Consider the following 12,708-nt stretch of genomic DNA (forward strand, 5'->3'; position numbering starts at 1 on the left):
TGCAACGCTGAGCGATTCAACCGCCGGATGCGGAAAACCGCACGTCCGGTGGTGTGGGAGGGGTGACGGGCTGGTCCCGTCACCTCGACCCAATCAAGGTCCATGTGCGCCGCCGAACCTTGTGGGAGCGGGCGTTGCCCGCGATGAGGCCCTCAATCCCGCCGCAGAAACTCGGTTTTTTCCGACCCGTCCGCATTCAGCTGGAACACCCGCTCCGGTTGCCCCGCCTCATTGAAGAACACCTGCCCCAGTCCCGCGCTGTTCCATAGCCGTTCCCCGGACTCGGCACGGCTCGGCACCCGCGGCACCACCTCCATCAAGCGCCGCCGGGTAAACCAGTTCAACGGCGAACGGGGCGAGTACAGCCAGCGGTTGAGCCGGTCGAAGACCTCCAGCAGCCGCGCCGGAAACTGGTTCTTGATCCCGCTGCTGGTGACCTGCCACAGGTGCGGGCTGTTCTGTCGATGGCGGATCAGCACTTCGTAGACGAACGAGTAGTGCACATCGCCGGAGAGGACAACGTAGTGCCCCGGTGTGCGGGAGTGGCGGAAGATGTTGAGGATCACCTGCGCCGCGCCGCGATGGGCCATCCAGTTTTCCGCGTCCACCAGCAGTGGGTAGCCGCACCAGCTGAAGATCTTCTGCACCGTTTCTATCAGTTTCACGCCGAAGATCGGCGCCGGTGACACGATGATCGCCGAGGGATGGTCCAGCAAGGCCTGCTGCAGCTCGCAGAGGGCTTCCCAGTCGAGCAGGCCCGAAGGCTTGGCCAGATTGCTTTCGCTGCGCCAGCGCCGGGTGCGGGTGTCCAGCACCAGCAGGGCGGGGCGGGTCGGCAGGACGTAGTGCCACCGCTGGAAACGCAGCAGGTCATTGATCAGGGCGTCCTGCAGCGGGCTGCTGAGGTGGCGGTCCTCGCCGGTACTGGAGAACAGCTCCCGGCATTTGCCCAGCAGCTCGGGAAACGCATCGGGATCGTTGCCCCAGGCCTGGCAGAGCAGGTAGGCGAGCAGGGCATTGCCGATGATTCGCCGCGAGAAGGGGTGGCCGTAGGCGGTTTCTTCCCATTGCGCCGAGAGGTTCCAGTCATCGGTGATGTCGTGATCATCGAAGATCATCAGCGTCGGCAGGTGCGCGAGGGCGCGGGCGGCGCCGCCGAGTCCGTCGATGAAAGTTGCCAGGCAGTCCTGTTCCAGGCGATAGCGGGCCTGGTGCTCGGCGTTCAATGGCGGCATGTCCGCGGCGATCAGTGTCCACGGCAGCGGTGACCAGACCAGCAGGTACATCGCCAGGGTTTCGCCGAAGGTCACCAGATGGTTGTCGGCGCTGCTGCTGGTGAAGATCGGCTTGCGCACGCCGCCGAAGAAGCGTTCGCGCAGGGTTTCGTTGCTTTTCAGGGCCGGCAGCAGGTCACCGCGCTGGTAGTAGCTGGCCGGATGGCCGTACAGCTCGGCGCTGTCGCGGATCACCGCGCCGTCAAGGCATTCCTCGAACAGACCCAGGCGCTGGATCAGTTGATGGATGGCGCGCAGCATCGGGCCGGCCACGTCGTCGGCGTAGACCTGGTCGCCGCTCATCATCAGCAACGCCGGCCGCTCGCTGGCGGCGTGCGGACTGGCCAGCAGGCGGTCGGCGCAGAGCAGGCCGTCGGCGGCGGGGTGGTGCGGCTTGCGGCAGGAACCATGAAGCAACTGGTCGAGGCGCGAACGCACCACGAAATCCGCAGTCATCGCCCCGTCGTACAGCAGGTGCGGCGCCCAACTGGCGATACCGACTCCGTCCAGCAGCAGGTCGTAGCCGATGCGTTCATCGCAGGGCAGCGGCGTGTCCAGCGGCACATCGATGAGGTGGACGAAGGCCTGGCGGCCCACCGGCAGGACCTGGCAGTACTGGCTGTCCAGGGTCAGGCTGAGTGTCTCGCGCTCGGGACAGTACAGCTGCAGTTCAGCGCGCAGCGGTCGCGTGGCGACCAGCCACAGAACGATGCGTCGGGCCTCCAGGCGGCGCAGCAGCGGCCCGGCGAGCACCAGTGGCAATGAAGAGGAGTCGGACATCAGGACGGGAAATCGTCTGCCAGTAGTTGCGAAGGAGGCGGGACTTTCCGCGCTGTCGCCGCTACTGGCAAATCGATATTTGTATCAAGCCTTTGCAGAAAGCAGGGCTTCGAGTTTTTCCTGGTCGCGGGCGAACAGGCGAATGCCTTCGGCCAGTTTCTCGGTGGCCATGGCGTCTTCGTTGAAGGCCCAGCGGAAGCGGCTTTCATTCAGCTCCAGGCGCGGTTCGCCGGTGGCTCCCGGCTTCAGCCTGCGCTCCAGGTGACCCTGGTCGTCGCTCAGTTGCTGCAGCAGTTCGGGGCTGATGGTCAGGCGGTCGCAGCCGGCCAGTTGTTCGATCTGGCCGATATTGCGGAAGCTGGCGCCCATGACCACGGTGTCGTAGCCGTTGGCCTTGTAGTAGTCGTAGATCCGCGTCACCGACTGCACGCCTGGGTCCTCGGCGCCTACGTATTCCTTGCCGGTGGACTTCTTGTACCAGTCGTAGATGCGACCGACGAACGGCGAAATCAGGAAGACCCCGGCGTCGGCGCAGGCTGCGGCCTGGGCGAAGGAGAACAGCAGGGTCAGGTTGGTCTGGATGCCTTCCTTCTCCAGGGTCTCGGCGGCGCGGATGCCTTCCCAGGTCGAAGCCAGCTTGATCAGCACGCGATCACGGCCGACGCCGGCCTGGTCGTACAGTTCGATCAGCTTGCGCGCCTTGGCCAGCAGGGCCGGCTCGTCGAAGGACAGGCGCGCGTCCACTTCGGTGGAGATACGCCCGGGGATCGCTTTCAGGATGCCGCTGCCCACCGCCACGGCGAAGGCATCGCAGGCCAGGTCGACATCGCCCTTGCTGCCGCTGATCGCCTGATCCAGCAGATCGGCGTAGCCGGGCATGGCGGCGGCCTTGAGCAGGAGCGAAGGGTTGGTGGTGGCATCGACCGGCTTGAGGCGGCTGATCGCGTCGATGTCGCCGGTATCGGCGACGACGGTGGTGAACTGCTTGAGTTGTTCCAGCTTGGAAGTCATGAGCGTGCTCTGTCCTGTGCGGTGCAACGACATTACCCGAGCCCCGCCGGTGGCTCAAGGCCAGCCCGGCGGGCTTTTTGCGGGTATGCCTTGGAGTACCCCAGGGCGCGCGGGTTCCTAGTGGCCTTTTAGCAACTCTGCCGCTTGATCGAGCAATCCGAGCGGATCGTTGGTCTTGTGCACGTCCACCGAGAGCAACTGGCGGAACCGCCGCGCGCCCTTGAAGCCCTGGGCCAGGCCGAGGACGTGGCGGGTCACGTGATGCATGGCGCCGCCCGCGGCCAGGTGCGCGGCGATATACGGCTTGAGCCGTTCCAGCGCTTCGCTGCGGCTGACCACCGGCGCGCTGCTGCCGAACAGCTGCTGGTCCACCTGCGCCAGCAGATACGGGTTGTGGTAGGCCTCGCGCCCCAGCATCACGCCGTCGAAGGTCTTCAGGTGCTCGTGGCACTCTTCCAGCGTCTTGATCCCGCCGTTGAGAATGATTTCCAGATCGGGGAAATCCTCCTTCAACTGCGCCGCGATGTCGTAGCGCAGTGGCGGAATCTCGCGGTTCTCCTTGGGCGACAGGCCTTCGAGAATGGCGATCCGGGCATGCACGGTGAAGCTGCGGCAGCCGGCATCGCGGACCTGGCCGACGAAATCGCACAGTTCGGCGTAGCTGTCGCGGCCGTTGATGCCGATGCGGTGCTTGACCGTGACCGGAATGTCCACCGCGTCGAGCATCGCCTTGACGCTGTCGGCCACCAGTGCCGGATGGCCCATCAGGCAGGCGCCGATCATGTTGTTCTGCACCCGGTCGCTGGGGCAGCCGACGTTCAGGTTGACCTCGTTGTAGCCCGCCGCCTCGGCCAGCCTGGCGCAGGCCGCGAGGTCCGCCGGCACGCTGCCGCCCAGTTGCAGGGCCAGCGGGTATTCGGCGGCGTCATGGCCGAGGAAGCGTGCGGCATCGCCGTGCAGCAGCGCACCGGTGGTGACCATCTCGGTGTAGAGCAGGGCATGGCGGGAGAGCAGGCGCAGGAAGTAGCGGCAGCGGCGATCGGTCCAGTCCATCATGGGCGCAACGGAAAAGCGGCGGGACAGGGCGGCTGGCTGGGTGTCTGGGGTTGTCGCGGATTCTGGGAGCATTTTTCGACTACGTAGCGTGGAGCTCGTCAGAACGCTCCCGCGTGGCCAGTTGGCAGCCATGCGGGAGGGATCTGCAATCGAGGAAAAGGCTGCCAGTCTATCAGAATCCGCGCCATCACTTCTTGAAACAGCCGGGAGCGCGGGCGCAGGTCCGGTCGCTTGCGCTATAGCCTGGCGCTCTCGGTCGCGTTGAACTTCAGCACAGCCGAGCTGGCGTCGGATTCGGTCTTCACTGCTTCCGTCGGGCATACCGGAAGACAGGCGCCGCAGTCGATACATTCAACCGGATCGATGACGGCCTGTTTGCTGCTCATCTTGATGCATGAAACCGGGCAGACGTCGAAGCATGTGCCGCACTGTATACAAGCGCTGGTCACGGCATAGGTCATGGCGGATTCCCCTGCGGAAAGTGACACGACCATGCTAGTGCGCGACCCATCGGCCGACACCTGACAGAAATGCCAGTTCGTTAGACCCGTTGGCGATTGCCCCGCCCCGTATCAGCGATGTCCGGACAGAAAGGTCACCAGTTGCCGCCCATGGGAGCTCAACGTCTCCCATTCCCTGAAACAGATACGCAGTTCCAGCGCCGCCCAGCGCTCCTCCAGGGTCAGGCAACGCACCGGCAGTTCCTGCTCCAGACGCCGCGCGGTGGTCTCGGGCAGCATTGCGATACCGGCGCGCTGCGCCACCAGTTGCGCGATGGCTTCGAAGCCCGGGGCGCGCACGCGGATTTTCAGGGGCATCGACAGGTTCATCGCCTTTTCCTCGACGAAACGCTGCATGGCCCGCTCCGGCGGCAGGCAGACGAAGGGGTAGGCGAGGGCATCATGCAAGTGCACCTGGCCACGCTCCGCCAGCGCATGGTCCGCCGGCACCAGCAGGGCCAGGCGCTCGCTGCGAAACGGCACGGAAATCACGCCTTCATTGACCAGGTTGCCGTCGTAGACGCCAATCTCGCATTCGCCGCCGCGGACCATGCGCAGGATATCGACGCTCTTGTGCTCCACCAGGTGCAGGTCGATTTCCGGGTAGTCGAACAGGAACGGCCCGAGCACGCTGGGCAGGATGGTGCTGTTGCTCACGGTGGAGGCGGCCAGGTGGAGGATGATGCGCTTCTGCCCGGCGAGCTCTTCGAGCGTGTCTTCCAGCTTGCGTGCCTCGCCGAGCACGCTGCGCGCCGCTTCCAGGACCAGGCGCCCGGCCGGCGTCAGTTGCATGCCGTCGGCCTTGCGGGTGAACAGGGTCAGGCCGCTGCGCTCTTCGAACTGGCGCAGGCGCGTACTGGCTGCCGACACCGCCACCGGAAATCCCGCCGCGGCCTTGCTCAGGCTGCCGCTTTCGGCGATGGCGGCGATCAGGCGCAGGTCGGGCAGATCGAAGTGCATGGGTGTTCTCCAATTCAGAACGCCCTGTTCGGAAAAAAGCGATTCTGGCGCGATGGCGTTCTGTTCAGAATAAGCCTGTCACATTCTGGTGCGGAGCTCCAATGATCACCTTGCCTTCCCGGATTCAGCGTTACCTCGACAACGGCAGCCTGTTCGCCGTGCTCGCCGCTCTCGGTTTCAGCCTCAAGGCGATATTCGTCAAGCTGGCCTACGCCGCCGGCACGGTGGATGCCATTACCCTGCTGGCGCTGCGCATGGGCATTTCCCTGCCGCTGTTCGTCTGGCTGGTGTGGCTCAGTCGCCATCACGTCAACGCGCCGCTGACCTGGGGCAGCGCCGTTCGCGTGCTGCTGCTTGGTCTGTTCGGCTATTACCTGGCCAGTCTGTTCGACTTCTACGGCCTGCAGTACATCAGTGCGGGACTGGAGCGCCTGATCCTGTTCACCTATCCGACCCTGGTGCTGATCTTCCAGGCCGTGGCCCTGCGCGAACGGCCGACGCCGCGCGTGCTGGCGGCCATGGGCCTGTGCTATCTGGGGCTGGGCATCGCTTTCGCCCATGACATAAGCATTGCCGGGGTGGGCAACCAGGTGATTCTCGGTTCGCTGTGGGTCTTCGCCAGCGCGGTGACCTACGCGCTTTACTACTCCGGCACCGGGATGATGCTGAGGACCATGAGCTCCATGCGCCTGGCCGGCCTGGCGGGTACCGCTTCGTCGCTGATGGTGCTGGGACATTACCTGCTGACCGCAGACTTCACCCTGCTCGGCCGGTTGCCGCCCGCGGTGTGGCTCAACGCGCTGCTCATGGCGGTGTTCTCCACCGTGCTGCCGATCTGGTGGGTAGCGCTGGCGATCCAGCGCCTGGGTGCGACGCAGACGGCGGCGGTGGGCAATCTTGGCCCGGTGCTGACGGTCTTCGCCTCCTGGGCCGTGCTCAGCGAGGAGATTTCCGCGTACCAGATCGCCGGGCTGGCGCTGGTGCTGTTCGGGGTTTCGCGGTTGAAGCCGGGCAAACCCAAGGTGGTGGTCGGCAGGGATGTGGCGGCTTGAGTCGCGTGGCTGCCTTTGCCGGCAGCCTCCTCAAACCGGGGCTTTCACCTCGGGCACCGGGGCCACGCTGATCCGGTTCCGCCCGTGTTGCTTGGCCTGGTACAACTGCTCGTCGGCCACTTCGAAGACCCGCGCCGCATTCTCCGAATGCAGCGGCCAGGCCGCCACGCCCATGGACACGGTCATGTGGCCGATGGTCTCGAACGGCGTCTGCTCCACCACCGCGCGCAGGCGTTCGGCGACCCGTGCCGCGACCTGCGGGCTGGCCCCGGGCAGGAGCATGAAGAATTCCTCGCCGCCGGAACGGCAGATCACATCGTTGTCCCGCGAGCAGCCGCGCATCAGTTCGGCCAAGGCCTGCAGCGCCTCGTCGCCCACGGCATGGCCGTAGCTGTCGTTGACCCGCTTGAAGTGATCGATATCGATGGCCACCACCGAGAATGGACGCTTTTCCGCTTGCCACAGGGTTACCGCCAGGTCCAGGCCGCGGCGGTTGCGCAGGCCGGTGAGCGGGTCGGTCTGGATGTCGTGGTTGAGCTTGCCCAGGCGCTCGTGCAGAAGGTTCAGGCCGATCAGCAGGGCCCGCTTGAGTTCCGAGGACTCGAAATACCAGGAGCGCACACTCTCGATCTGCAGCGCGGTGTCCGGTTCGCTGATCTTGTGCGCGCCGGCAGCCAGTTGCTTGAGCGGCTGGGCGATGATCCGCGAGAACCACCAGATCAGGATGAAGCTGGCCACGGCCAGCGGGATGGTCTTGAAGATCACGCTCAGCAGCAGTTCGTTGAGACCTTCGAGCGTCGATTCGGTCGAGCGCTGGGCGACGATGCCCCAGTGCGCCGAGGGGACGGTGGCGAAGCCGGCGAGCATGTCCATGCCCTGGCTGTTGATGACCCGCTGCATGCCGTTGTCGAGGCCGGCGATATTGTCGATCAGGCTGTTGGCCCCGACGATGCTGCCGACCCGGTCGGCATCCGGGTGATAGAGCAGACGCCGATTGGCGTCGACCACGTAGAGGTAGGAGCCGTTGTTGTAGTAGTGCTCGCCGAGCAGCTCGTTGAGGATGCTCTTGTGCTTGAGGTAGATGCTCCCGCCGATCAGGCCGAGATAGTTGCCACTGCGATCGAACACCGGCTGGGAAATGAAGATGATCAGGTTGTTCGCCGACGACACGTAGGGGCTGGAGATCATCGGCTTGCGCTCGCGCAGGGCGGCCACCGCACCTTCCGATTGCAGTGTCTTGCCGACGATCTGCAGGGTGTCCGGCGAGGTGGTCAGGACCTTGCCCCCGGCATCGGTGATGACGACGGAATTGAAGGTGTTGGTCTGACGGCGCAGGCGGGTGACCTCCTGGTGCAGGTAGTCGATGGCGTCGAAACGCTCGGCCAGCAGATTGGCCGCGTAGGCCAGTTGCTGCTGCGAAGCCTGCAGGTAGGTTTCGGTGCTGGAGGCCAGCTTCGAGGCATAGGCGTGGTTGGCTTCCAGCGCGTTGTCGATCAGCAACTGGTATTGCACGCGGTAGCTGGCATAGAAGCTGTTGAGCAGTGTGACCAGGGCGGTGATCAGAGTAAGCAGGAGGATCAGGCTGCGCAGATCCCAGCGGAAAAAAGTCTTGAACGGCACCCGAAGCCCCCTTGCCTCGATCTTGAATCAGTGAACCGGTGTGGAAAATAGATGGCTGATTGCCATGCCGCTGCGCGGGAAGCGCGGCATACTGCGCTCGTGGCCGGATATTGTCGCGCCAAGGGTAATGAGACTTTGGTCGAATAGCCACAACGCCAACGCGGTAATTGGTTTGACCAAGTGGTCACCGAATGGATGCAAAGTTTCGATATTTCAAGGCGTTATTGCGATTCTGCGGGTCCCGCGGCAGCTTTCATGCGCTGGCGGAGCAGGCGCGGTGATGGACCCATCGCCCATGGCGGTAATATCATGCTGACATCAAATCGTGTGCCAAGGAGGCGGTGTCCAGTGATCCCGGGACGCTGCTGGGCAACGGCTTCTCCAGGTCCGACCGGCCGTTCAGAGCCGGAATCTTTTGAGTAGAACATGACGTCTCAGGACAACCGTTCCATCGAATTGTCGCTGGCTCAACTGGCCGCCCTCGACCGGGTGATGGCCATCGCCGAGTTCACCCCGGACGGCACCCTGCTGCGGGCCAACGAAAACTTCCTGGTGCTGATGGGCTACACGCTGGAACAACTGCGTGGGCGTCACCACCGTATGCTCTGTCCGCCGGCCCTGGCGCAGAGTGCGGAATACGCCGATTTCTGGGTACGCCTGCGCGATGGCGATGCCCGCTCCGGGATCGTCGAGCGGGTTCACCGCGACGGCAGCCGGCGCTGGCTGGAGGCGACCTACGCGGCGGTGCGCGATGAGCGCGGCGAGGTGGCGCAGATCCTCAAGATCGCCACCGACATCACCGCCCGCCTGGCCCAGGAACAGGCCCAGCAGCAACGCCTGCGGGTGCTGTCGCTGGTGGCCGATGCCAGCGACACGGCGGTGATGATCAGCGACAGCCAGCGCCGCATCGCCTACACCAACGCCGGTTTCAGCCGCATGTTCGGCTGGGCTGGCGAAGAGATCGTGGGGCGCAGCCCGATGGCCCTGCTGGTGCCGGACCGGGACGAGCAGAGCATCGCCGAGTACTACGCCGAGATGTACGCCGCCGGCTCCATGCAGCGCGAGGAAATCGTCAGCGGCAAGCACGGCCAGCGCTACTGGGCCAAGGTGGTGAGCAACCCGATCTTCGACGCCGGGCAGTTGCAGCACACCGTCACCCTGTTCACCGATATCACCCAGGCCAAGATGCACGAGGCCCTGCAGCACCGTGTGCTGGAGGCCATGGCCCGGGAACAGCCGCTGACCGAGGTGCTGGAACTGATCTGCCTGGAGGTGGAGCGCATCGCCCCGGAACTGGCGGCGTCGATCCTGCGCGTCGACGAGGACGGGCAGTTGCATTCCCTGGCCGCGCCGAGCCTGCCGGTGGACTACAGCCGCCAGCTCAATGGCGTGCGCATCGGCCCCACCGTGGGTTCCTGCGGCACGTCGGCGTGGCGCAACGAGTCGGTGCTGGTGGACGACATCACCACCGATCCGCTCTGGGCCGACTACCAGGACCTGGCCAGCCAGCTGGGCTTTCGCAGTTGCTGGTCGACGCCGATCCGCAACAGCCAGGGCGCGGCCATCGGCACCTTCGCCTTCTATTTCCGCCAGGCGCGCAACGTCGCTTCGGCGCTGTTCCACCAGCGCCTGGTGGATGCCTGCGCGCACCTCTGCGCCCTGGCCCTGGAGCGGGAAAACTCGCGCCAGCGCATTCGCCAGCTGGCCTACTACGACGCCCTCACCGGGCTGCCCAACCGCAGCCTGCTGCAGGCCAAGGCCGACCAGGCGATCGCCAGCGCGGCGCGCAACAACGAACAGGTGGCGGTGCTGTTCATCGACCTCGATCGCTTCAAGCAGGTCAACGACTCCCTCGGCCATCCGGCCGGCGACGAGCTGCTGCGTCAGGTGGCGACACGCATGCGCAGCGAGCTGCGCGCCTCCGATATCGCCGGGCGCCTGTCCGGTGACGAGTTCGTGGTGATCCTGCCGCAGTGTGACGGCGACCATGCCGCCGATGCGGTGGAGCGCATCCAGATCCTGCTCAGCGAACCGATGACCATCGCCAGCACCCAGTTCGCCATTTCCGCCAGCGTCGGCGTGGCCATGTACCCCTCCGATGGCTGCGACGTGGAAACCCTGCTGCACCGCGCCGACATGGCCATGTACCAGGCGAAGAACAGCGGCCGTGGCTGCTTCAGCTTCTTCAGCAGCGAGATGAACAAGCTGGCCCAGGAGCGCCTGGCCCTGGAAAACGCCTTGCGCGAGGCGCTGCAGCAGGGGCAGTTGCGTCTGCACTATCAACCGCAGGTGGAGATGTCCAGCGGTCGCCTGTATGGCGTCGAGGCGCTGGCGCGCTGGACCCATCCGCAACTGGGCGAGGTGTCCCCGGCGCGCTTCATTCCCCTGGCGGAGGAGTGCGGGTTGATCGCCGAGCTGGGGCGCTGGGCGCTGCGCGAAGCCTGCCGGCAGCTTTCCGAATGGCGTGCGCGGGGGCTGGTGGTGCCGGCGGTGGCGGTGAACCTGTCGCCAACCAGTTTCCACAACCTCGACCTGCCGCGGATGATTGCCGACACCCTGCGCCACAACGATCTGCTGCCGACCGACCTGACCCTGGAGCTGACCGAGAACATCCTGCTGGACACCAACCCCAGCACCATGAAGACCATCGAGGAAGTGCATGCCCAGGGCATTCGCCTGTCCATGGACGACTTCGGCACTGGCTATTCCAGCCTGAGCTACCTGCGTCGCCTGCCGGTGTCGGAGTTGAAGCTGGATCGCAGTTTCGTCGCCGACATCGAGCATGACGAGGCCGCGCGGGCCCTGAGCAGCGCGATCCTGGGCATTGGCAAGAGCCTGCACCTGACGGTGGTGGCGGAGGGGATCGAGACCGATACCCAGAGTGTCTGGCTCAAGCAGCAGGGCTATCCGGTGGCCCAGGGCTACCTGTATTCGCCGCCGCTGGCGCCGGAGGCGCTGGCGCAGTGGCTGGCGGAGCGGGTGGTGGCGATGGAGGAAATTGCCGGATGATCTGAAGGCTGCGCGGTCCCGTAGGAGCTGGCTTGCCTGCGAAAGGACCGCGTAGCGGTCCCGGTTCCTGATCTACAGTCAGGCCAATGTGGTCTCTGCCCGGCTTTGGATGGAGAACCGGGACCGCGTTGCGGTCCTTTCGCAGGCAAGCCAGCTCCTACACAGGGGTTAGCGGCGCCGGTGATTTACCAGAGGGCCAAGGTGTAACTCACGATCAACCGGTTCTCATCCAGGTCATTGCCGAAGTTCGTCGAGCGTACCGTCGCGTTCCTCCACTTCACCCCCAGGTTCTTCAGCGGTCCGCTCTGGATCACGTAGCCGATGTCCATGTCCCGCTCCCACTCCCGGCCTTCCGGGCGCCCCGCGCCAAGGTCGACGTTGTCGCCACGCAGGTAGCGGGTCATGAAGGTCAGGCCGGGAATCCCCACGCTGGCGAAGTTGAAGTCGTAGCGCGCTTGCCAGGAGCGCTCGTCCTTGTTGGCGAAGTCGCCGATCTGCACGAAGTTCACCAGGTACGCGTCGGTGCCGTTGATGTAGGCGAAACCGGTGTCGCCGCTCATCCGCTGGTAGCCAAGGCCGAAGGCATGGCCGTTGATGCCGTAGGTGAACATCGCCCCCAGCGCCTTGTTGTCCACGTTGCTGCCGCCGTCATCCAGCGAGCGGGCGAAGCGCAGGTCGCTTTTCAGCGTCTGGCCGTTGCCCAGTGCCCAGGTGTGGCCGAGGCCGAGCATGTGCTGGCGGTAGAAGTGCTCCAGGCCGCCGTAGCTGTAGCTGGTGTTCAGGCTGTCGGTCCATTTGTAGTTGACATGGCCGAAGTCGAAGCGGTCGCTGCCGGTCTGGCGGACCACGATCTGCTTCGCCGCGCCGGTGGTCAGGCCGATGTCCTCGTAGTCCTGGGAGTCACGCTGGTTGACCTGGCGCAGTCGGCCGAGCTCGACGCCCAGGTTGCTGATTTCCTGCACGCTCAGTTGGCCACCTTCGAACACCTGCGGCAGCAGGCGCGAGTCGTTGGGCATGAGCACCGGCAGCTTGGGAATCAGTGTGCCGAGCTTGAGCACGCTCTTGGAGGCGCGGACCTTGGCGGTCAGGCCGAGGTCGCTGTAGCTGTCCTGGGCGCGCTTCGGTGCTTCGCGGTCCCGTTGCAGCAAGCCGCTGCCGGCGCGGTCGGGGCTGGAGTCGAGCTTGAGGCCGAGCAGGCCGATGGCATCGACGCCGAAACCGAGGGTGCCTTCGGTGAAGCCGGACTCGTAGCGCAGCAGGAAGCCCTGGGCCCATTCGTCGATCTTCGACTGCGCGGCGCCGTCCTGGCGGAAGTCGCGGTTGAAGTAGAAGTTGCGGGTTTCCACGCTGGCCTTGCTGTCGTCGAGAAAGGCGGCCTGGGTGGTCGGGCAGAGGAGGGCCAGGGCCAGTGGGGTGAGGGTGCGGTACATAGGGAGTCTCTTGTTG

The 12,708-nt window shown here is 65.1% G+C and carries 9 protein-coding genes; 2 read left to right on the forward strand and 7 right to left on the reverse strand.

The annotated features are described in order from the left end of the window. Positions 1-152 precede the first annotated feature (152 nt). The 5 genes from CHB99_RS28235 to CHB99_RS28255 all read right to left on the reverse strand — a co-directional run bounded on the left by CHB99_RS28235 (position 153) and on the right by CHB99_RS28255 (position 5,581). Positions 153-2,054, reverse strand: coding sequence for an alkaline phosphatase D family protein (locus CHB99_RS28235; RefSeq protein WP_042128865.1), 1,902 nt, complete (start codon positions 2,052-2,054; stop codon positions 153-155). 84 nt (positions 2,055-2,138) lie between these two features. Further along, positions 2,139-3,065, reverse strand: a complete 927-nt coding sequence (tal, locus tag CHB99_RS28240; protein ID WP_042128867.1) for a transaldolase — start codon at positions 3,063-3,065, stop codon at positions 2,139-2,141. Between the two features lie 117 nt (positions 3,066-3,182). Further along, complete coding sequence (dusA, locus tag CHB99_RS28245) at positions 3,183-4,193, reverse strand: tRNA dihydrouridine(20/20a) synthase DusA (protein ID WP_042128869.1); 1,011 nt, start codon at positions 4,191-4,193, stop codon at positions 3,183-3,185. A 164-nt stretch (positions 4,194-4,357) separates the two neighbouring features. After that, positions 4,358-4,582 carry a DUF362 domain-containing protein gene (locus CHB99_RS28250; protein ID WP_042128871.1) on the reverse strand — a complete coding sequence of 75 codons (225 nt, stop codon included), beginning with the start codon at positions 4,580-4,582 and terminating at the stop codon, positions 4,358-4,360. A 111-nt stretch (positions 4,583-4,693) separates the two neighbouring features. Continuing rightward, complete coding sequence (locus CHB99_RS28255) at positions 4,694-5,581, reverse strand: LysR family transcriptional regulator (protein WP_042128873.1); 888 nt, start codon at positions 5,579-5,581, stop codon at positions 4,694-4,696. A gap of 101 nt (positions 5,582-5,682) precedes the next feature. Here CHB99_RS28255 and CHB99_RS28260 point away from each other — a divergent pair, with 101 nt between their 5' ends. Continuing rightward, positions 5,683-6,633: a DMT family transporter gene (locus CHB99_RS28260; RefSeq protein WP_042128875.1), complete on the forward strand. Its 951-nt coding sequence runs from the start codon at positions 5,683-5,685 to the stop codon at positions 6,631-6,633. Positions 6,634-6,663: 30 nt separating this feature from the next. Here the strand turns inward: CHB99_RS28260 and CHB99_RS28265 are convergent, their stop codons facing one another. Continuing rightward, positions 6,664-8,253 (reverse strand): sensor domain-containing diguanylate cyclase, encoded by a 1,590-nt coding sequence (locus tag CHB99_RS28265; RefSeq protein WP_084702936.1) that lies wholly within the window; start codon positions 8,251-8,253, stop codon positions 6,664-6,666. Positions 8,254-8,679: 426 nt separating this feature from the next. On the opposite strand from CHB99_RS28265, the gene CHB99_RS28270 reads away from it, so the two are divergent. Continuing rightward, positions 8,680-11,262 carry a sensor domain-containing protein gene (locus CHB99_RS28270; RefSeq protein WP_042128878.1) on the forward strand — a complete coding sequence of 861 codons (2,583 nt, stop codon included), beginning with the start codon at positions 8,680-8,682 and terminating at the stop codon, positions 11,260-11,262. Between the two features lie 185 nt (positions 11,263-11,447). Here CHB99_RS28270 and CHB99_RS28275 read toward each other — a convergent pair whose 3' ends face one another. Beyond that, the gene (locus CHB99_RS28275; protein WP_042128880.1) at positions 11,448-12,692 is read right to left on the reverse strand and encodes an OprD family porin; all 1,245 of its coding nucleotides are present in this window, start codon (positions 12,690-12,692) and stop codon (positions 11,448-11,450) included. Between the last annotated feature and the right edge of the window lie 16 nt (positions 12,693-12,708).

The organism is Pseudomonas japonica, from assembly GCF_900188455.1.
In the GTDB taxonomy this organism is placed as follows: Bacteria; Pseudomonadota; Gammaproteobacteria; order Pseudomonadales; family Pseudomonadaceae; genus Aquipseudomonas; species Aquipseudomonas japonica.